This is a genomic window from Psychrobacter sp. FME13 (assembly GCF_014861395.1).
Taxonomy (GTDB): Bacteria; Pseudomonadota; Gammaproteobacteria; order Pseudomonadales; family Moraxellaceae; genus Psychrobacter.
In genome coordinates, this window is record NZ_RRYV01000023.1 from 15,642 (window position 1) to 35,278 (window position 19,637).

Genomic DNA, 19,637 nt, shown 5'->3' on the forward strand with positions numbered 1-19,637 from the left:
CCTATGATTTACTTGCAATTTTTTGTTCGTTAACTTTCGATGCTAAGAAATCTCTTAACGCAGAGACTTGTTTATGTGCTTGTAGCCTTTTTTCACGCTGTCTTTCTTGTTCTTTTTGCTCAGGTGTTAACAATCGGTGGTCATATAACATAAAATCTTTTATGGTTTTCTTGTCTTTACCTGCGTAATTTTGCATACGCAGAGAGGCAAAATGCATGTCTAATAACTCCCCACCAAATGGCTCTACGTACAAGTTAAAAGCTTGCCACTCAGTCAGCTCACGCGCGGTCATATTGTTTTCTATCCACTCGACCGTTTTGCCCAAATGAGCGGCTAGCCTGAACTTAAATATACGTAAAGGGTGGGCTATTAGTTTTTTGTGACTTCTTCTTGATTTTCAGGTTTTAGGGCATTGAGCTCGCTTGAGAAGTCATAGACTTTTGAGACAATGGCTGCGGGGAAGCCTTTGACCATTTCGATATCGTCATCATTAAACTCTAAGACGCCATCGGCATCACAGACTGAATAGACAAAGATAGTGGCTCGAACACCATTTGTTTCTACTTCTTTTTGCATCAGCCCTTCCAATCCCTCACGCTCAGCAGCACTCATCACTTTGATGTATACGTCACCAAGTTCAGGGATAGGCAATATTTTTACGCTGGTTTTTAATTGCATGAAATCCGCTTTACTTAGTACTTTTTTAGAGGCTTGTTTGGTCATTTGATTGCTCACTTATGATTTAAAAATAAAGAAAAAGCGCAGAGCTGGTTAATGCTCTACGCTTTTGATTAATGTTGACGCTGGTTTATTTGATTACTAAGGTGTTTGAGTGATTTCTGAACTGATGACTAGGACACCCTCAACTTTGAGCATGTCTTTTTGTTCTGCCATAAGATTAAATTCTTTAACCATACCGTCAAACACGTAACCTTCACTGGCGGCGGCAGGATCAATAAATTCAATTTTATTTTTAATGACCGTGGAATTTTTGTAGGCGGCTTTCAATTCCATGTGCTGCGGATCGGTCGGTACATAATACAAGGTGAACGGTATTTCTGATGTCTCTCTAAAGTTGGGCACTGCGTTTACAGTAGAGGTGGCATCAGTCGGCGTGACATCGACGACGACTTTAGTCAGCTTGGGCATCTCCATTTCATTTAAAAACTCTACTTGGTTGAACGTAGGGACATCATCAGTCGCGATGCTCCATTTAAACTGCACATTTACTAATTCATCAGCGGATATAGCCATAATCATCACTCTCTTATTGGTGGTAGGGTAGGGTTGCTTAATTGGTTTGCCAGATATGACACTCGATGCTTTGTCTGTATAACCCAGACTTCTCATCGTGGAGGTATTTACGGCTGTCGTAGTAAAACGGCTTTACGTTATCTTTCAGGATATTGATCATTTGATTGGTGGTGTCTTCACAGTCGTCATAGTCGTTGTGATACACATCTAGCTGCATATAAGCCAATTCTCGACCTGTATATCCTGCTACGACATTGGTTGCATTGGTATTGAGTACGGTATAGACCAGATACGGTGTGCCTGTTTCGCCCTCTGGTCGGACCAATGGATAGACTTTATCGTCAAAAAATGCGCCTAGGACGCTATAGATAACCTCGCTTGCTTTCATTTATTACGCCTTTTTATCCAATCATGACTTTATCAATTTCAGCTTTGAGCACTTCTTTAAACCTTTCAACGCCTTCTTCGTGTTTACTGTCTGCGGCAGGTCTGATAAATGGGGTAGGTGCGATGCTGCTGGTCCCTGTCTCTAAAAAATACCAATAAAAGCCTTTGGCTGAGACAAACAGACCAACTGAAGGTTTTGCGGTGTATCGCATTTGCTTGGATCGGATTTGTTTTTTTAGCACGCCTTTATCGACGGGAGCGAGGCGTTTGGCTTCTTTTTTAATGGGTGCGATACCAGCGTTCAGTGCTTTTCGCATGACCTTGTTTTTGGAAGTGTCGATCAACCTATCAAACTGTCTGTCTAGCTGGTCCAGTCCATCTATTCTGATCGATGCGCTCACGATGAATCCTTATTTTGGACAATAAAAAGCCCCATCGGATGATAGGGCTATTGTTACGGTCGATTAGTCGTAGTTAGCGACGGTTCAGGGATAAGAATTGCGTCATGTTATAAGCACGTGAGGCTTATATTTGAATGGTTTTATTTATTGTTAAATATATTATAAAGCAATCTATTCCATGCTAAACCTAAGTCAATAAAAGCATAGGCAGTCGTTGCGGTATGTGTTTCTAAAGCTAATTGCTCAAGCTCATCAATCCGGCTGTCGATACCACATCTTATGATTTTTAACATCATAGTTCTCACTCATACTTAGAACTTAATAGCTTACCATCTTCGTCAAACTCACACATTGCAGTGTGTTTTGACTCAGCATTGAATTGATTTTTTGCGTAAAACTGGAACCATAATTCGTGATTAGTTTCTTTTTTATATTTTAGGTTGCTGTGGATAATATCCATTGATCGCGGATTATTTAGTTTAGTTTGTATATCAACCTGACAGTCAGTAAGCAACTCGGCCTCAGATCTATCACCTAGATTCGGTATACCGCTAAGTGTATTTACTTTCTTTTCTTCTGGCTCGGTTTCAGTATTCTTTACTTCGCTCGAGCCGCACGCTGTTAGAAATAAAGCTATTGATAATGCTGCGATAGTCTGCTTCATTGTTATTACCTGACTAATAGTAAAATAATGTCTGAGTATATTACGAGTAAAAACATTAGTCTATCAATCACAGAAACAAACTAGAAATAATCAACTATTTGTTTTTGTACGACACACTACGATTTTTTTATTGTCTTTTGGCACAGGCATTATCCCTAGTACTTCATAAACAAAGCCACTACCATCTAACACCTGTATCTCATCGCTTGCTTTAATGTCCGTTGCCGTATCGACAAGTATTTTTGCATCTACTGACGATCCAGCGGCATGACCTTCTACAAAGTCCCGAGTGCTGATGGGTAGTAGCTCACACCACGTCTGTGGCATGACGCTATTAGTAGACTTAACGGCGCCAGTGTTGGTTCTCGTTGTGATTTTTCGCACGACACCAATTGGTGTACTAAGCCGACCTCGGCTGATTTTCGCCATGTCATACTCCCATCTTGCGATATTTTTTAAGCAGTCTGTCAAGCGCGTAGTTCATGTGCAGCTGCTCAATTTGCTGTGCTTCTCGGTTTTGGTACAAGTCACCGATGACAAGTAGGGCGGCGTGTCTTAATGATTCAGATAATTGGCCGGACGGTGTTAAGCAGATATCCTCTGTTAGCTCACGATCTAGCTCATCAGCGATTAATTGAAATGACGTAGGTATAAGCCACGCAATATACGTATCATCTATCTCATGTGTGACACGCAGGTGCGATTTGGCTTGTTCAAGCGTGATAGATGCAGTGATCATAGATGATGCCTATATTGAGTTAGAATAAAAAAGACCGCTGGCAGAATTTCCACCAGCGGCTAGGAGAAGCGTTTCAAGTAATAGTTACCTAATCTTATGGTCCGACGTTAACTAGGTCGCCCGTCACAGCTGCATCAGGCATGACGACACCAAAGGCAGCGCGCATTTCAGCACGTACCGTCACTAAGTTTTTGCGGAAGTTATCACCATCTTCAGTAGACAGCTCAACGGTCGCATCTTGGCGAATATAGCCTTCAGTTGCCATGGTGATGTTGCCGACCCAGTATTTGCCAACTGGCATCGATGGTGACTGGCTAACCGCCAAGCCCCAAACGAAAGGTTGAACTGCTGCGCCTGGCGAACCAAATAAGTAATGGCCATCGGTGCCTTTAGCCTGTTCAATCTCTGCCCAGTCTTGCGGGTTCAGAATAACCGTCTCAGGAGGTAAGAAGTTAGCATAAGCTTTTGCTTTTGCAGAACTGATGGTATCGATAGCATTGTCGTTGGCAACGATGGTCAAGCTGTTTCCAGCTTTCATCAGGCCTTTGAAGCTTTTGGTGTCGCCATTGATGACCAGATATTCAAGCTTTAGACGCAAGCCGTAAGACATGCGACCTTCGATATAAGCAGCCAGTGCCGGCGCATCATCTAACACCTGATTGCTAACACGTACCCAATGAGCAATAACGTCAATTTCTAATGAATCAGGACCAAACGTAAGGCTTGATTCAGGCTTAAGCTCACCTTCAGCCACGATATCAGCCATGAAGGTGACAGCACTTTCACGTACATAAGGAATAAGTGGTACTGACGTTGGTATCCAATTGATCATATTGACCAGCGTCAGCGGATTACTAGCGGGGTTAATTATTCTGGCATCGTTGATGTTGCCAGCCGTGTTGATTGTGCCAAGCATGACGGTGTTACGTGCAGAGACACCATCAATCTGTACTTTGCCACGTGAATGCTTAATTGCTTTAATTTCTTGACTGATACCTTCGTTGCGAGAGAGTAGGCCACCAATGCTGTTTGCGTCTAGCTCACCGTCTTGGACACCGCGTACCATCTTTTGCTCAAACTCTTCAAAGCGGGCTGATAGGTCACCGACTTCTTTTACACTGTTCTGTAGCTCAGTGATAGCATCACGAGTTTCTTTGTCATCTTTGTTTTCAGCAAGTAGCTTTTGCTTTTCTTCAATAAGCTTGTCGAGTGTGGTTAAGCGACTTTTGAGCTGAGTCGCAAGTTTTTCGTACTCATCTTTGGAGCCACCAGCATCACGAGTCATAACACCCGCACTAGGCATAGCACCAGCAATAGTAGTGGTTTTAAAATCGCGCATAATATTTTCCTTTAGGCAAGAATTTAGCTACCAGATGGCAGCTTTATTGAGGGTTTGGTTTAGGTTACTTATCTAAAAATGCAAACGGGTCATCGTCTTTGCTAGTATCATCAGCGCGAGTGCCCATGATGCTATCGAGTTTGGTAATAAAGTGCCTTGCGTCCGCTTCTTCAAGTCCGAGCTGGGTCAACATATCGCAGGCGTCACGCTCATCAGCTAAGTTATTGATGGTCTCAGCTTGACGGTTAAGCCTTGCATTGCGATCCGATGGTTCATCAACAGGACTAATTTCGTATAAATCTGCCCGATTGATAAGAATATGATCACCCATATCTTCTACATCGATATCATTGACCGGATAAAATGCAATTGACAACCCATCTACTGTCTCATGCTTAACCATAGCGCTAACATCATTGGCTAAAGACAGCCCTGGTGTAAATTCACCTTTTACTCTAAGGCCAATATCATCTTCGACAATTTCAATGTATTTACCAATTCGCATAGCAGCACGGGCGTCAAACATATTTTTCCAGCCATGGTTGTAGTACATATGTACAGCTTTCTCTTTACTTTCAAAGCGAGCTATCATATCGGCAAATGCACCACGAGCAAATTTTTCGCCGTAGGTATTGATGCTGTCCCATTTGACTGCATACCCTTCAAATATATGGGTATTACTATCACCATTTTTAGGTTCTACGAAACGTATCTGAGCATCGTTAATTGCCAAGCGCCGGGTCTGTACTGACTCTAATAGCTCACTGCGTCCATCGCGACAGTGCAGCGTTTGCAGTGAGTGTTTATTCATTGCTGGTATCCTTAGTTTGGTCTAGTAAAGATTGTTTAGCGACTTGGCTAAGCGGCGCAAAGCCAAGTTGCATATATAATTCATCGCCGCCTTCGACTGGCTTCCAACCTTCAGCGCGACGTATTTCATTAGGGGTACGCTGACTACCGGTGATTTCAGTGTTATACATAGCGACACGGTCGCTGCGATTAGCACGTAAGATAGCGTCAGCATCGATCTCAAATTGATACTTATCCCAATCTTGTCGTGGTATCAGCGTCGTCAGCATTGATAATTCAAGGCGCTCAAGGTAGGGCCGCAAGTTAAATTTGTGGAATGCTTCGATGATCGCTGAGATACCGCTGCCCCAGTTGCTTGATTGCGTACTGTCGTTAATCAAAATACTAGGCACACCGAACATACGGGCGATTTCTTCTAAGCTAAAACGGCGCGTAGCCAACAGTTCAATATCACTAGGCGTCAAACTGATGGCTTCAAACTTCATATCAAGTGGTAGCACTGGCATAAAGGTTTCGTCACCACTTGTTAATTCGCCCATCTCTTGTCTAAGAGCTGCGCGTTGCTCGGCAGTAGGATTGCCCTTTGTCATTAGTGCGCCGGTTGGCTTGGCACCATTACGCATGAGCGAAGTTATTTTATCGTCTGAGGCATCTGCTACAGCGACAGCTTTAGCAGCGTGTTGCAGCGGTGATAAGCCTTTTATGCCGTTACCAAACAACTTAACATGCCAAATATCAGACTCTTTGTAGTCACGACTGAATGCAGATGTAACTTGATGTCGATAAGTGAGCTCATCATTCTTTAAAATGACAGTCATGTTAGAAGAGTTAATGATATCTAAACTGAGAATACGAGAGTTTTTATCACCTATCCTGGTGATCCTGACGTATGCATTGCCATCACTGACCAAATTGAGCATCAATTGTTCCATGAACTCGATGCGGTTCTGCCGTTTGTTGGGCTTATATCTCAGCAGTTTCATGACGTCATGATCTGCTTTGGTATCTAAATAACCATCTTTGTCCTTTGTATATAAATCAATGGGCATACTAGCGATGGTTTCGGCAAGCAACCTGATTGACGCAAAGACCGCAGTGACTGTCATCGCTGAATCAAAGGTAACGGTCTTTGCTGTCTTAGTGACAGTGCGAGTAGCGTTTTGGTTGCCGTCAATGGGGTCACGCGGCGCGTAACCAAACCATGCAGCGACGGTTTGTATGATTGCCATGTTATCCCCTGAAGCTTACAAAGTCGTTTAAGTAGTCGCCAAGCTGTGTCTCAAAATCTTGGCTCGGTAAATCGCCTGTTTCGTCGTAGTACTGGGCACGATTGGTTGCGATGATTGAAGCAACTGCGCCATCAATCTTGCTAGCATCTGATTCTTTACGTGGGAATATATTGTCGTTAGCATCCTTTTTGACAGTGACGTTGCCCATACACCAACGCAATATAGGGTTACCATCATTGAGTACCCGCTTTGCAGGTAGCAGCGCACCAATATGTTTCATTGGTTCACTAAGATAGGCGACGCGCTGCGGAACTTCGACCATGTTGATACCTTGTTCATTAAGCCGCATGGCTAAATACGTGGCATTAAAAGGGTCATAACCTGTTTCTTGGATATCGTAATTTGCAGCATCATCAACAATATCGCGCTCAATGCGCTCAAAGTCTGTAATATTGCCATCGGTAACAGTTAGCCAGCCTTGGCGTTCCCATTCAATAAAGCGTTTTTGATTGGGATTGTTAGCGTTGTCGAGCTGCGCACGGTTGATATAAAAGTTCGCAAACAAGTAATAATATGACTCACCGTCTATCTTTTTCACAAACAACTTAACGCGTGATGCCAAGTCAACTTTAGATGCCAGATCAAGACCGCCAAAGCACGGGTAGTTTTTAAACTGTTCGGGTTTTAATGTTTTGTCGGTAGCATCGTCCCAGTCTTGCATGTTGAGCCAACCGCTGCGAGCAGCTACCCAAACGCATAAATGTTTGGTCAAAAAGTCAGCTTGCGAGTCAGGGCTGATAGCAGCACGTTGATATTCTGCTTGTAGTGCTTCTTTATGTACTGATACGCCGTAGTTAGGATTGGCTTTACGCCAGCTTGCAGGGTCACGCCAATCATCTGCGTCATCTATTGTGTAGATAATGCCAAAGTAACGGTCGTGAGATTCAAGCCCTGATAAAACCTTAGTGACCAACGTGCGTTGCTCGTAGCAAACGCCATCTAAGATGAAGCCAGCTGTCGTAATAGCAAATAGCAAGGGCTGTTCACGCGCTCCCATACCCGTTGCCATGACCTCGTAAGTATCGTTTGATTTGTGCGCGTGTAGCTCATCAATGATAGCGCCATGAACGTTGAGTCCGTCCAAGTTGCCACCGTAGTCACGGCTTAACGCTTTGAACGTGGATTCAGTCGAGACAGAGCTGACTGCATGAGCTGCGACGCTTATACCCATTGCCTTTTGCATATCTGGGCGTTTTCGCACCATGCCCTGTGCGACTTCAAAGACGACACGTGCCTGGTCGCGAGTAGTAGCGGCTGAGTAAACTTCCGCACCCATCTCCCCGTCAGCGAAGCATAAGTAAAGTCCGATGCCGGCAGCCAACGTTGACTTTGCATTTTTGCGGGGTATTTCGACATACGCATAACGAAAGCGGCGTTTGCCGTCAAAATCTACCCAGCCAAACAAGTTAGCCACGATGAATATTTGCCAAGGCTCAAGCAGTATCAATTCGCGTTTGTTTGCCAGCTCACCTTTGACGTGTGGCAGCAGCTCTATAAATCGGCAAGCTTTCGCAGCCAGTTGGCTGTCAAATTCAAACTCAAATGCAGATTCATTCTTTGCGCGTTTAAGATCCGTTAGGTGACGTTGACACGCCTGACGTACATAGACACACGCATCGATAGTGCCGTCGATTACATCCGTTGCGTATTGCGCCGCGATATTAGCGTAGGCAATAACATCGGACATAGTTTTTTAACCTTGTTTAAACTCCCCAAATTCACCATCGCCAAATAAGTTACCTTGAGCGACATCGACTTTGATACTGGAGCGTGCAGCAGGAGATAGACCAAATTCGCGGCCTAATGAAATGAGCTGTTTTTGTAATGTGTTGCGTATACTGACCAAAGCAGTCTGTACTTGAAAACCGTTAGGCGTTGTGCCAATCCAAGTATCAACATTCTCAAGCTTGGTACAGACGTCACCATAACGGGCCGACGTCTCGGCATACGCGCCAAACAAATCACCATCGATAACTGATAGCAATCCAAGAGCGACTAATTGCGGCGCTATCTTGTCCCACTGTTTGCGTGATTTAGCGTCGAGCCAATCGGGGCAGGGTGGTATAGCTAGTGTTGGTTGAGCAGCGTTGCTAGCAGCTTCACGGTCGCTACGGACACGGCTGCCTTGCAACACTTTGAGCTGCGTCGGTTTGCGTGGACGAGACATAGTGTCACCTGAGAATAGTTATTGTTTGAAGGGGTATACCCCCTATAGGGTTTTGACCATGCGAAAATTCTCTTGGGGGCGGTGGTCTCTGGGGGCAATCGTGTTTACTTTTTACCCCACCCTGCCTTGAGCTGGGCGACCTGATAGTCGGATAATTTATTATCGATGGTCGTTGTTTTGATTGAGTGACATGAGTAACAGAGTGGTTGCCAGTTTGTCTGATCCCAAAATAGTTCGTGGTCGCCACGATGGGGAATGATGTGATCGACTACGTCAGCGCCTTTGATGATATTTTGCAACATGCAATTTCTGCATAATGGTTCGTCAGCTAAAAACAATTCACGCGCTGATCGCCATCGGACATCGTAACCACGTTGGGAGGCAGATAGTCTATGGTCGATACGCTTAAGCTTGGCGGGTTCAGCTTGTTTAATTTGGTTGGGCGATTGACGCTTAGGTTTTGGCTTGTGCATCTTGCAAACGCCGTTAGCACCAGCACTCGCGTTGCAACCTGAATGGCTACAAAGAGTTGTTGGCATCATCGGCATAAAGATTGTCCAATAAAAAAACCCACTGCGAGGGCAATGGGTTTTTTTGAGTTATTTAATTGTCTGCTTTATGATTGGGCAGGAACTTCGAATATGAGAAATCTTATGTGAAACTGTTCCATTAATCAAGTAGCCTCTGAATAGCCAACCACTTGTAATTGTATCTTAGCTCCCGCTGTTGCTGCGTTCTGGCTCATATCATTTAATATAAAATCGATGTGATCAGACATCTGATTACGGGACCAAGTTGCTTTAGGTATATCCGCAAATGCAGCGCGCTCGTTACCACTCCAAGCATAACCAATCGTTTCGTTGATTGGATACTGACATTCAGCTAATGCGGTACAAACTATTCTATTAATATATTTTCTTGGTATTGGCTTGGCCAATAGCTTGTTCGCATAGATATCTTGTAACTTCGATTGGATAGACGTATCAAAGCCGTCATTCAGATAGTGATAGCAGAAAGACTCAATAGGTGTGATGTTTGCATAAGCCTCAGCAGCTGCTCGTAAGTACTCTTGACGCATGATAAATATCCCCGTTATTTAGATTCAATATAGGATCGTGTGCATAGTTACGTCAAGATGTGCATAGTTGATTTTAAACTATGCACGTCTGAACCCTTTGGCATTACTGGCTTGTAAGACTGATGTTCATAGTGTGCATAGTGTGCATAGTTATATTTACGCACGAGGATAAAAATATTTTGTTGTTATCTTAGGTTGATAATAAAAATAAATTATTTCCCGCGCGCGCATACGAAAAAACCCTGCACACTATGCACAGGGTTGCTATAAGCTATATAGGGTAAGGGCTGTAGACGTGCATAGTTGTATTTTAAACTATGCACATGGGGTGCACACTATGCACATGGTTGGCTATTTGGGGTCAAGTTTATGACCGATAGCGTTCTTCATGAGCTGCATTTCTTTGCCAAGCCATATTTGTTGGTTGTCTGATTCAGCCGTTGGGAAGCTTGTCGGCATCTTGATAGCAATAACCGTCGATTGTATAGGTCTTTTGCTGTTAGGCAGTTGATATCTTAGTCGCTCTTTATGCTCACGTCTACCAATATATGTCATTAATTTAGTTTTAGTAGTGCCACGTTCGCCGCCTTTACGGCACCAATATTGATAGTAGTCGTAAAGATCGTCAGTTAAGCAGCTGCAATAAGGTATACCAGCCTCACCTATTACCCAGTCATCATAGAATACTTCCCAGTTTGGTTGGCTTAGGCGAATAAGCTGACGCTTGCTGTTGGTCATGATTGCTGGTGTGTGTGATGTTTGGCCATTAAGTTCTATTTTCATGAGATAAGTATAGAAAGCACGTAGCATGTTGTCATTAGTGCTATCTAGCGCATCTGCGACTTCTTTTAAAAGGGGTGCGGGAATCTTTTGCTTTGGATAGCAAACAACATGGCGACGGTCATTCTGTTCAAGAGATAAAGGCATCATATTGTTAGACAAGAATATCGCATTGACGTAGTTATCTTGCTTCCAACCACTCATGAATTTCTGATTGATATAGATAGTGTTACCTGTAATCAATTGCTTGACCATACCCATTTGAGAGTATCTATCAGAGCCGCTAAATATCTCTTCAAAAAGTGCATAGAGCTTGTTTGACACCCAGTCGTTATACTGAGACTCAAGCTGACCTTGCCCTAGTATCACACCATAATCACCATAGATGCGAGTCATAATGCGGTCAAAAAACAGCGACTTACCTGCACCTTGTATTTCACCATGAAATATCAGCGCAGTGTCCAACTTAGTGCCAGGGCGTTGCAATGGTATAGCAAGCCATCTAATAACCCAATCATAGATCGTCTGGTCGCCTTCGCATAAATGCAAAAGCAAGTCAGTAATAGGCTTACACATAGCAGCCGCTTCGTCGATTTCGATTTCAACAGGTTTAAGTGGTAAGCCATCGAATGTGTTGATAGCAATATCATTCGGATTTTTAGGCTCTTTGGTGCGGGTAGGGTCAAACCAAATATTGTCTGATTTAACAGTGATGCGAGAGTCTGATTTGAGCCAAATATCATACTCATTAGGTCGTGCAAGTTTGATGGTATCGACAGGCAAACGGATACGCTCAACGTCATCCCACACTTCTTTGGTGCCATAGATAAGGAAGTAACGTTGAAACATTGATTGAGCTTCGACTGCAAGCATGACATCAAGGTCTTTGGCAACTTCGGACTTTGTTATTTTTCGGTGTGGTGCTTTCCACCATAGGTCAGCTAATTTCTTATTACCGATTTCATTGGCGAACTGAGTCTTTGTATATTCAATCTTTTGCTCAGTGTCATAGACTTTATTCGTCACTTTGCCAATGTCGGTGATTTGAGCATAGCGTTTTAGCATATTGGCCAAACGCATTTCTTGTTCGACGTCAGTGGGTACGTTGCCGTTGTGTGAGACAGTAGGGGTATCAACAACACTATGATCGTCATTCGCAGCTTGCGTTACGATTGATTTGTTAGCTAGCGCATACTTGATTTGGCGCGCTACTTCGTTGAGTCCAGCTGACGCTGCGAGGTCGTTAAAATCTGAGTGTTGTTTGTCTTGCATTACGCTGCGTCCTTATCCATATCTACTACATCAAAACTGGGTACAACCAATTCGCCATTAACTGCTATTGCAGCAAGTTTGCCATCACGTATGCCCGCATTGTACTCAACGAGTGGTTTTGGCTCTTTGCCCTCTGCTATGTCTTTATCACGCATCTTAAGTGCAGTCGCACTATCGTCATCAGCACAGATAATAATGCGATGATCGGGATATTGAGCGCGTATTGCTTTGGCTACTGGTATCAAATTATGTGCGTTAAATGCCACGATGACAGGCAAGCTATAGCTCATAGCATCAAACACAGTAGCGGCAGTAGCATAGCCTTCGCAGATTAGTATCACTCCACCACTGAACATTGCCGCGCTGCCAATCGTAAAGTAAGCACCGCTGACTAATCCACCTTTTAAAAACAGCTTTTCGCTATCAGGTGCAATAGTTTGCACATTGACCAACGTGGTTTGTTGTTTGTCAGGATTGTAGTAGTACATGGGGATAATGAGGTTGTCACTACTATCTTGGCGTAATCCAATGGCTGAAACGTTTTTGTGTAGTAAATAAGGATGATCATCAGCGGCAGGCTTTGCATTATCCCAAAGGCTTTGAGCACGGCTAGCAGCATCAAGACGGGCTTGTCGCTTCTCAGCTTTCTCTGCTGCTTCACGCTCAACTTGCTGGGATTGCCATTGTATACGCTGCTCATCAGTGACCGTACTGGTCGCATCAAGACCGACTGCCCCAGCAATTAACTTGTTAGTGTCGTATACATCAAGTCCAGTATATTGCTGCACAAGCATAAAGCCATTACCAGCACCGCATTGTGAGCATATCCAAGTGCCTTCGCCGCGCTTATCATCACAACGGAATCTATCGTTACCGCCGCACATAGGGCAAGCCTGATGCTGATGAGCCGGTTGATTAAAGCTAATGCCAGCAGCGGGGAATACGTGAGTGACCCAGTTGCCAACTGCTGCATTGGCAATCGCATCAAAGTTAAGTGGAGGGCGTTTATTTGTCATTATTTCTCTCCATATTAATACGCGCATTTTCAACGATGGTTTGAATATGACGTTGCAGCGCTTGAGCGTCTTTTTGTATGCTTGCAAATTCATCAGGCTCAATGATCTTGTCGGCATAAGCGTCCAATGACGTGCTGTTTAAGTCCGCAAACTTTTGACCGAGCATCGCAATATCAAAAATCTCATCGGATTGGTTATCCGCATCAGGCAGCAAAAACCACGCCGCATTGCCGTGTGCGCAGCAGATAGCATCCATAATTAATGGTGACTGGGTTGCGCTTAGGACTTGTTCAATCAGCATGGGTGATAGCGTGTGACACGTTCGCTTTGGATTAACCTGCAAAACTGCGGTGTTGTAGGTCAGACCAAACGTCTCACAAACACTACCAAGCGTACCGCGTGGCTTCATCGCAGCTTGATAGACTGCTGCTTCGAGATCTAGTACGCAGTTTTCAGTACGCTCAGCTGCTGTATATTTTTTCTTCGACATATTCGCCTCGCTATTGTCGTGTGATTATTTCAGCAGTGTTGCTATGCTAGTTTTGGTTGAGCGCAATGGTCATTACATGCGTCAGGGAATACATCAGGTCTTAGATCATGGCAACTGCAACCTGCTACTTGGCTAAATGCGAGTACGTGCGTAGGAGCTACGCCGATATCACGATTTATCCAGTTGTTGATTTGAGTTGAGTAGGTATGGCGGATTTGCATGTCTTCAGGCAAGTTAAGATTGATAACATCGACTTGTTCGTTGATTTGTCTTACCAATTCGGCAAGGCTGCCAGATTTCTTAATTGCATCGACAATAAGTTTTTTATGATTTGACATGTTGATTACTCTTAATAACATTTGTAGCTATTAAAACATTTGTTTTAAGAGAAAGCAATATTTAATGCATCATTTGATGTTATACGACTAAAACATTTGTTTGTATAATGATTTTGACGGCTTGGGACAACCCATCGTTACTACAATACTAGCCAAATAATAGGACAATCATCATGGCATTAGGAGCACGCTTAAAGCTCGCACGTGAAGCTCGGAAAATGACACAGCAAGAATTAGCTGATGCTGTCGATTGGGACCAGGGCGCGATTGGCAATGTTGAAAGAAGAGATAGTAAATCGTGCAGATACACCGCAGCATTAGCTACTGCTTTGAATGTTGATTTGGAGTGGCTGAGTACTGGTAACGGTAAGATGCAGAAATCAGGTAATGAGGCTGTTATTATTGAGCCGTCACAAAAGGACAAATACACTGTGATCCCCATATTTACTGATGTTGCTTTGAGTGCAGATGCTGGGTCATGCCCACCTGATACTGAATTTGCAACAGGTTATACCCATATGCTTACAGATCGTATAAGAGCAGTTGGTGCTCAGCCCGATTGTATTGTAGAAGCAATGCTAGATGGCAATAGCATGGAACCTACAATCATGGATAAATCACCAATCAAGATAGATACGAGTAAGTCTGATTTTGCTATACGAGAAGGCAAGGTATATGCATTCAGCGTAGATGGTGAGTTAAAAGTAAAAAGGCTACTTAAGACCGCAACTGGTGACATCATCATTAGATCAGACAATGAAATGTATAAAGATGAAATCATAGGAAGGAAAGATTTTGAGAAGATAGCTAGGCTCATTGGATGGGTGTTTGATTGGCCACCCAATGAAAAATGGTAATTATTAACTTCTATTGTTATATTTATTTATCTAAATTATAACAAATGTATTGACGTTATTTATAACAAATGTTTTAATTATACCCGTGATCAACAACAAACGGGTATATCGTCATGTCAACGCCAAATATTCAAGACATTCTCACATCGCCACGCGCTCAAAAGGAATTTGAGCGTCTGAGCGCTATCTTAGACAACCGTAACTCTCAGCTACACGCTACCGAACAGCAACTCACTTACTCTGAGCAAAAACTAAAGAAAGCAGTAAAAAGCTATCGCCGTTTGCTGTGCATTTTTGCGCTTGGCGTAGGTGTGCTCCTTGCTATGTTGGGAGGTGCAGCATGAGCAAACTAATCAGCACTTTTAAAATCGGATTTGATGACGAAACTAAAGCTGTACTGAGCGAACTAAAAGACAAGCTAGACGCTATAAAAGGATCACTAGGTGTACCGTCGGCATTGCTTGGCAGTACCAAGCCAAACGGTGGGCTACTAGTCGCTATGGGTGATGCCGCGAATGATGCGCCTGAGTCTGAGCTTAAGCAGATGGGGCAATGGGTTTTTGAAGGGCAGGATAAAAAGTGGGCTAGTGCTCATGTCGACCAAGACGGTCAAGGCTTTCTTTGCACCGTGCCTAAGTCAATGACGATACGAGCTGACGGATATTGGACAACGAAATATGTCGGTTGGCGCGTTGGAATTTTAGATGGTGAGTTTGATGCATCAGACTGGGAAAACAGTGCAATTGATCGTGAAACTGTAAACGATGTCGATTATCTAAGCGAGACTGTGCCTGAAATAGAAGGCATGGAAGCCAGCGACATTATCATTGATGACATGGGCCGAGATTACTCACATAACTCAAATTGCTTACACGCAGTAGTGCCACACATCACCCAAGCTGACATGCAGCTTATCTTTATCAAAAACTTGTCTGACGTATTAATCCAGCGTATGCATAGCATGGGTCGCTTTAGTCATGACGATTATGTGATTGGTGGGCAGGGTGGCGACGTTATGATGCCATGGGATATTGTCTATGATATTGCTGCTGACAGGTTTGGCCTTATCACTGCGTCAGAAAAAGAACATCACAGTGCGTTCTTTTTTAAACCTTTATCAATTACGGTTGATACACCTACAGCTTTTCATAAAGACAGCCTGCTCGGTGGTGCGTTGCGCACAATCACAGAAGATGAAGTCAGTAATTTCCGTGGTGTGTTGGAGGCTCGTTATGCGTAATATCGCCAACATTAAACCAAGCGTTATCCTGGTATCTCTTATCCAAAGCGCCAAGCTCACAAATCATGTCAGCCGTACGGCTTTACGTGACTCTAATGTGAGATGGACTGCACATATCGCCAAGCCAAGATGCAACCGCGACCAGCAAGTACTGCTTGATGTCGCTGACCAGTTGCGTCTGATTATTGTGCAAGTGTCTCAGCGTCGTTGCCGTATTAATCCACCGCAATGGCCAGTGATGATCCAATTAGAAGCTGACTTACGCGCTGCGCATGTGGCAAACATCAACCTTGAGCCGTTACTTGACGTAGTAGCTGCTAATACCGACGACAGTGAGGCTGCCTAATGTTAGCACAATCGAAAAAACCTTTATTAGTCAATATCAATGGCGCTGCTCATATTGGCGTGACGACAGCCTGTCAGCGTGTCGCTATGTGTCTGAACGCTCAAGCAATCAGTACAGAAGTGATCAATGTTCGTAGAGGTGTTGAAGCTGTTGAATTTGAAGACGACTACATACTTGATAAATACAAGCATCTAGATGTGATCTTGCTAGACCGTCATCACTATACAGCATCGGCTATCAAGCGCCGGTTACACCAGCCGCTTTGGGCTTGGCAAGAGGATAGCGTAATGCCAAGTCTTAGCGTGCTGCTTAGCTGTCATGGCACCGTATACAAGCGCTTTATTAAATCTAATGAAGATAAGCGCACAGCACTGGGACATCACGAGGCGCACCTGTCATGCATAAAAGAGCATTACGGCACGCCAAATCATTATGTGCTTGATATAGACGGTAAGAATGGCCAGCTGTATGCAGCGGGTACGATTAAAAGCTTGATATTACGGGAGCTGAAACGATGAGAGTCTCGTTTGTATTAAATGCTGATCAAAATATTGACCAGGTGATCGCAAACCGCATTAGGGTTATTGAACATAATTTTGAAATGGAATTACAAAGCTTCTCTATAAAACAGATTGATAAACTGAGCCTTGATTTTGACTTTGAGTCGCTAAGTTCAGAAGAGGTCAAGCAAGCTCTAGATGGTTGGGCGTTTAATCCACGACTTGAGGTTCGTTTGGTATTCAAGGAGGTAGGCAACGATGAGTAAAACATTATCACTTAGCCGCAGAACGCATCTGTTTATCAAAGACGGCCAGTTCTTTATCAAGCTGCAACGTCAAAACCAAAGAGATTCAAAACGCGATGATTATTACATCATCAAAAAGTTTGGATTAGAACGCTTAAAAGAGATCCATGAGTGGTCTGGCAACATCATCAAAGAAAGTGAGGCAACCAATGTCAAAGCAGATTAAAAGAGTTATTTTCGCAAACAACAATTACGGCTTGTCTTGGTTAGACGTGAACACGCAAAGCTGGGAAATAGTAGATGCTTGCGGCGCTGGCCGTCACTTGGTCAATCGTGCATGTCGCTTAGCATCACGTGGAACGAAATTAGAATATCGCAATGGGTCAACGTATACGACTATCAATGCGGCTGTTGAGAGAATGGGGTAGGTATGGCTGATGATGCGGATCGCGCAAACGACTATGTTGATTTAACAATGGCTAATTACTTGAGTCATGCGCCTAAGTTTGATGAGCCGTCACTGGCTGAATGTATAGAATGTGGCGAAGACATACCCGCTAAACGCCAAGCGGTCGGTGGACGGACTCGCTGTGTAGATTGTCAAAGCGTATTAGAGAGAAGGAGATAATGATGGACGTTGTTGAAATTATCAAATCAAATGTCCCATTGGACTGGGTAACGCTTCCGCAATTTGCTAAACTTATCGGTCTACCACAAACACGTCTATACATGGCAAAAGATAAATGGCCTGAAGGCGTGGTGTGGCAAAAGATTGATAACAAGTTATATTTTAGCCTGCGGGGGTGGAATCAGTGGCTGGACCAACAGAGTATCCAACGGGCGTCCGAGTACGAGGCGACAGCGTCCAAATTAATATCCCAATCAGTGGCAAGCGCAAATACATCACTATCCCGCAGCCGCCAACGCCGAAAGGCATCAGCGAAGCGGGTAAACTACGAGCTTACTTAAAGAAAGCAGCTCGATATGGCACACTGACGCAAGCCGATGTTGACGCGGCGTGCAATGTAAAAACCAATATAATAGATGATGATAGAGCGCTGTTTGCAGACTATGCCCAAACATACTTAGACAATCTTAGCAGTGACAATACTGGTACCAGGCGAAAATATAAAGGCATTCTAACTAAGCATTGGATGCCTTTTTTTGCGGCTGTACCTATCGCAGATATCAATGCCGCTATGGTACGCAGTGCGCTGAACTCTATTAGTTTTAACGCACCACGTACTTACAATGATGCACTTATACCATTACGTGGTGTGTTTGACCTAGCGTTCTTAGATGGTGAAATCGATGATATGCCGACTAAACGAATACGTAATAAGAAAGTACAGCGTGATGATCCTGATCCGTTTCTACCAGCTGAACGTGCTGCGATACTGGATTGGATGAAAGCCAACTGGACTGGTAAAAAAGAGATATGGTATTTGTACTATAAGTGGCAGTTTTGGACCGGTTGTCGTCCTAGTGAGACATTGGCCATTGATTGGAATGATGTAGATTGGTCACATAATACTGTCAAAATCAGCAAAACATTGACTGGCGGTAAGGTTAGCCATGCTACTAAAACTTATCATATGCGCAATATTCATCTAAACGATAGGGCTAAAGATGTTTTACTCAGATTAAAGCAGCTCACTGGGCATCAGGCACGAATGTTTATCAGCTTGCACACTGACGAAGCATGGACACGTGATCAGAAATTATCAGAGAAGTTTGCCGACTCGTTGTCTGGTACTGATATGCGAGTGCGACCGGCATATAACTGTCGCCATACTTATGCGACAACAATGCTTAACTCAATGATTGAGCCTTCAGCCGCTGCATACCAAATGGGTCACGATATACAGACATTCAAAACCATCTATGCCAAATGGATAAATACCGAACGAATGAATAAAGAGATGATGAAACTGGATTATAGCGATTGACGGGTTTCTAGTTATCGCAAATTTTGCGACAAGTGGTGGCTACTGCGTCAAAACCGCGTCAATAACTAATATGGTTTTTATTTATCAAATTTTAGGCAATAAAAAAACCTGCCCGAAGGCAGGTTTAGTATATGTTTGAGACTATTTATTCACTATCCGAAAATGGTGGGGCTGGAGAGACTCGAACTCTCACACCTTGCGGCGCCAGAACCTAAATCTGGTGCGTCTACCAATTCCGCCACAGCCCCATTTTCGTTACTCTATCATTATTAGTGTTTAAACTCAAACACCATATAGAGATAGTTAACTGATTCGGTAGTGCGTCTCAGTGGTTGGCTATTATATAGAGTTTGAATATTTTGGCAACCCCTATTTGCATTTATTTTTAATTATTTAATATTTTTTTTGCTAATTTATTATAAACTTAGATTAACACACCAAGTGCAACGCTAAGTAATGGAATAAAACACCTGGTT

The 19,637-nt window shown here is 43.6% G+C and carries 29 protein-coding genes and 1 tRNA gene; 9 read left to right on the forward strand and 21 right to left on the reverse strand.

Features of this window, described 5'->3' with window-relative positions:
• Nucleotide 1 precedes the first annotated feature (1 nt).
• The 20 genes from EI164_RS04985 to EI164_RS05080 all read right to left on the reverse strand — a co-directional run bounded on the left by EI164_RS04985 (nucleotide 2) and on the right by EI164_RS05080 (nucleotide 14,024).
• The gene (locus tag EI164_RS04985; protein ID WP_192518886.1) at nucleotides 2-325 is read right to left on the reverse strand and encodes a hypothetical protein; all 324 of its coding nucleotides are present in this window, start codon (nucleotides 323-325) and stop codon (nucleotides 2-4) included.
• A gap of 44 nt (nucleotides 326-369) precedes the next feature.
• Nucleotides 370-723 carry a hypothetical protein gene (locus tag EI164_RS04990; RefSeq protein WP_192518887.1) on the reverse strand — a complete coding sequence of 118 codons (354 nt, stop codon included), beginning with the start codon at nucleotides 721-723 and terminating at the stop codon, nucleotides 370-372.
• 96 nt (nucleotides 724-819) lie between these two features.
• Nucleotides 820-1,254, reverse strand: coding sequence for a hypothetical protein (locus tag EI164_RS04995; RefSeq protein WP_192518888.1), 435 nt, complete (start codon nucleotides 1,252-1,254; stop codon nucleotides 820-822).
• 37 nt (nucleotides 1,255-1,291) lie between these two features.
• A complete protein-coding gene (locus EI164_RS05000) occupies nucleotides 1,292-1,642 on the reverse strand; it encodes a hypothetical protein (RefSeq protein ID WP_192518889.1) in 351 nt (116 codons plus the stop codon).
• A 13-nt stretch (nucleotides 1,643-1,655) separates the two neighbouring features.
• On the reverse strand, nucleotides 1,656-2,042 hold the full coding sequence (locus EI164_RS05005) for an HK97-gp10 family putative phage morphogenesis protein (RefSeq protein WP_192518890.1): 387 nt from the start codon (nucleotides 2,040-2,042) through the stop codon (nucleotides 1,656-1,658).
• Between the two features lie 140 nt (nucleotides 2,043-2,182).
• Nucleotides 2,183-2,338, reverse strand: a complete 156-nt coding sequence (locus EI164_RS05010) for a hypothetical protein (protein ID WP_192518891.1) — start codon at nucleotides 2,336-2,338, stop codon at nucleotides 2,183-2,185.
• Between the two features lie 5 nt (nucleotides 2,339-2,343).
• The gene (locus EI164_RS05015; protein WP_192518892.1) at nucleotides 2,344-2,706 is read right to left on the reverse strand and encodes a hypothetical protein; all 363 of its coding nucleotides are present in this window, start codon (nucleotides 2,704-2,706) and stop codon (nucleotides 2,344-2,346) included.
• Between the two features lie 90 nt (nucleotides 2,707-2,796).
• On the reverse strand, nucleotides 2,797-3,135 hold the full coding sequence (locus EI164_RS05020) for a head-tail adaptor protein (protein WP_192518893.1): 339 nt from the start codon (nucleotides 3,133-3,135) through the stop codon (nucleotides 2,797-2,799).
• Nucleotide 3,136: 1 nt separating this feature from the next.
• Nucleotides 3,137-3,445 carry a head-tail connector protein gene (locus EI164_RS05025; RefSeq protein WP_225739117.1) on the reverse strand — a complete coding sequence of 103 codons (309 nt, stop codon included), beginning with the start codon at nucleotides 3,443-3,445 and terminating at the stop codon, nucleotides 3,137-3,139.
• Nucleotides 3,446-3,539: 94 nt separating this feature from the next.
• Nucleotides 3,540-4,784 (reverse strand): phage major capsid protein, encoded by a 1,245-nt coding sequence (locus tag EI164_RS05030; protein WP_192518894.1) that lies wholly within the window; start codon nucleotides 4,782-4,784, stop codon nucleotides 3,540-3,542.
• 64 nt (nucleotides 4,785-4,848) lie between these two features.
• Nucleotides 4,849-5,595 (reverse strand): HK97 family phage prohead protease, encoded by a 747-nt coding sequence (locus EI164_RS05035; protein WP_192518895.1) that lies wholly within the window; start codon nucleotides 5,593-5,595, stop codon nucleotides 4,849-4,851.
• Complete coding sequence (locus EI164_RS05040) at nucleotides 5,588-6,823, reverse strand: phage portal protein (RefSeq protein WP_192518896.1); 1,236 nt, start codon at nucleotides 6,821-6,823, stop codon at nucleotides 5,588-5,590. Before EI164_RS05040 ends, EI164_RS05035 begins: the two co-directional genes overlap by 8 nt.
• Before the next feature lies 1 nt (nucleotide 6,824).
• On the reverse strand, nucleotides 6,825-8,570 hold the full coding sequence (locus EI164_RS05045) for a terminase large subunit (protein ID WP_192518897.1): 1,746 nt from the start codon (nucleotides 8,568-8,570) through the stop codon (nucleotides 6,825-6,827).
• Between the two features lie 6 nt (nucleotides 8,571-8,576).
• Nucleotides 8,577-9,050, reverse strand: a complete 474-nt coding sequence (locus EI164_RS05050; RefSeq protein WP_192518898.1) for a phage terminase small subunit P27 family — start codon at nucleotides 9,048-9,050, stop codon at nucleotides 8,577-8,579.
• A 104-nt stretch (nucleotides 9,051-9,154) separates the two neighbouring features.
• Entirely contained in the window at nucleotides 9,155-9,523 is a 369-nt protein-coding gene (locus EI164_RS05055) for an HNH endonuclease (protein ID WP_192518899.1), read from the reverse strand.
• A 200-nt stretch (nucleotides 9,524-9,723) separates the two neighbouring features.
• Nucleotides 9,724-10,128 (reverse strand): hypothetical protein, encoded by a 405-nt coding sequence (locus tag EI164_RS05060; protein ID WP_192518900.1) that lies wholly within the window; start codon nucleotides 10,126-10,128, stop codon nucleotides 9,724-9,726.
• A gap of 351 nt (nucleotides 10,129-10,479) precedes the next feature.
• A complete protein-coding gene (locus tag EI164_RS05065; protein WP_192518901.1) occupies nucleotides 10,480-12,180 on the reverse strand; it encodes a primase-helicase family protein in 1,701 nt (566 codons plus the stop codon).
• Nucleotides 12,180-13,196, reverse strand: a complete 1,017-nt coding sequence (locus EI164_RS05070) for a primase-helicase zinc-binding domain-containing protein (protein ID WP_192518902.1) — start codon at nucleotides 13,194-13,196, stop codon at nucleotides 12,180-12,182. Before EI164_RS05070 ends, EI164_RS05065 begins: the two co-directional genes overlap by 1 nt.
• The gene (locus tag EI164_RS05075) at nucleotides 13,186-13,686 is read right to left on the reverse strand and encodes a phage regulatory CII family protein (protein ID WP_192518903.1); all 501 of its coding nucleotides are present in this window, start codon (nucleotides 13,684-13,686) and stop codon (nucleotides 13,186-13,188) included. Before EI164_RS05075 ends, EI164_RS05070 begins: the two co-directional genes overlap by 11 nt.
• A 41-nt stretch (nucleotides 13,687-13,727) precedes the next feature.
• A complete protein-coding gene (locus EI164_RS05080; RefSeq protein WP_192518904.1) occupies nucleotides 13,728-14,024 on the reverse strand; it encodes a hypothetical protein in 297 nt (98 codons plus the stop codon).
• A 173-nt stretch (nucleotides 14,025-14,197) separates the two neighbouring features.
• On the opposite strand from EI164_RS05080, the gene EI164_RS05085 reads away from it, so the two are divergent.
• The 9 genes from EI164_RS05085 (at nucleotide 14,198) to EI164_RS17395 (ending at nucleotide 19,161) form a co-directional block, all read left to right on the forward strand.
• Nucleotides 14,198-14,881 carry an XRE family transcriptional regulator gene (locus EI164_RS05085; RefSeq protein ID WP_192518905.1) on the forward strand — a complete coding sequence of 228 codons (684 nt, stop codon included), beginning with the start codon at nucleotides 14,198-14,200 and terminating at the stop codon, nucleotides 14,879-14,881.
• 113 nt (nucleotides 14,882-14,994) lie between these two features.
• Nucleotides 14,995-15,225, forward strand: a complete 231-nt coding sequence (locus EI164_RS05090) for a hypothetical protein (RefSeq protein WP_192518906.1) — start codon at nucleotides 14,995-14,997, stop codon at nucleotides 15,223-15,225.
• A complete protein-coding gene (locus EI164_RS05095; protein ID WP_192518907.1) occupies nucleotides 15,222-16,121 on the forward strand; it encodes a hypothetical protein in 900 nt (299 codons plus the stop codon). The genes EI164_RS05090 and EI164_RS05095 overlap by 4 nt, the downstream gene beginning before the upstream one ends.
• Complete coding sequence (locus EI164_RS05100; protein ID WP_192518908.1) at nucleotides 16,114-16,467, forward strand: hypothetical protein; 354 nt, start codon at nucleotides 16,114-16,116, stop codon at nucleotides 16,465-16,467. Before EI164_RS05095 ends, EI164_RS05100 begins: the two co-directional genes overlap by 8 nt.
• On the forward strand, nucleotides 16,467-16,985 hold the full coding sequence (locus EI164_RS05105) for a hypothetical protein (protein ID WP_192518909.1): 519 nt from the start codon (nucleotides 16,467-16,469) through the stop codon (nucleotides 16,983-16,985). Before EI164_RS05100 ends, EI164_RS05105 begins: the two co-directional genes overlap by 1 nt.
• Complete coding sequence (locus EI164_RS05110) at nucleotides 16,982-17,233, forward strand: hypothetical protein (protein WP_192518910.1); 252 nt, start codon at nucleotides 16,982-16,984, stop codon at nucleotides 17,231-17,233. Before EI164_RS05105 ends, EI164_RS05110 begins: the two co-directional genes overlap by 4 nt.
• Nucleotides 17,226-17,438 (forward strand): hypothetical protein, encoded by a 213-nt coding sequence (locus EI164_RS05115; RefSeq protein WP_192518911.1) that lies wholly within the window; start codon nucleotides 17,226-17,228, stop codon nucleotides 17,436-17,438. Before EI164_RS05110 ends, EI164_RS05115 begins: the two co-directional genes overlap by 8 nt.
• A 204-nt stretch (nucleotides 17,439-17,642) precedes the next feature.
• Entirely contained in the window at nucleotides 17,643-17,840 is a 198-nt protein-coding gene (locus EI164_RS05120; protein WP_192518912.1) for a TraR/DksA C4-type zinc finger protein, read from the forward strand.
• Between the two features lie 184 nt (nucleotides 17,841-18,024).
• Entirely contained in the window at nucleotides 18,025-19,161 is a 1,137-nt protein-coding gene (locus tag EI164_RS17395; RefSeq protein ID WP_192518913.1) for a tyrosine-type recombinase/integrase, read from the forward strand.
• Nucleotides 19,162-19,324: 163 nt separating this feature from the next.
• Here EI164_RS17395 and EI164_RS05130 read toward each other — a convergent pair.
• Nucleotides 19,325-19,409 (reverse strand) — tRNA-Leu (locus tag EI164_RS05130).
• Nucleotides 19,410-19,637 lie beyond the last annotated feature (228 nt).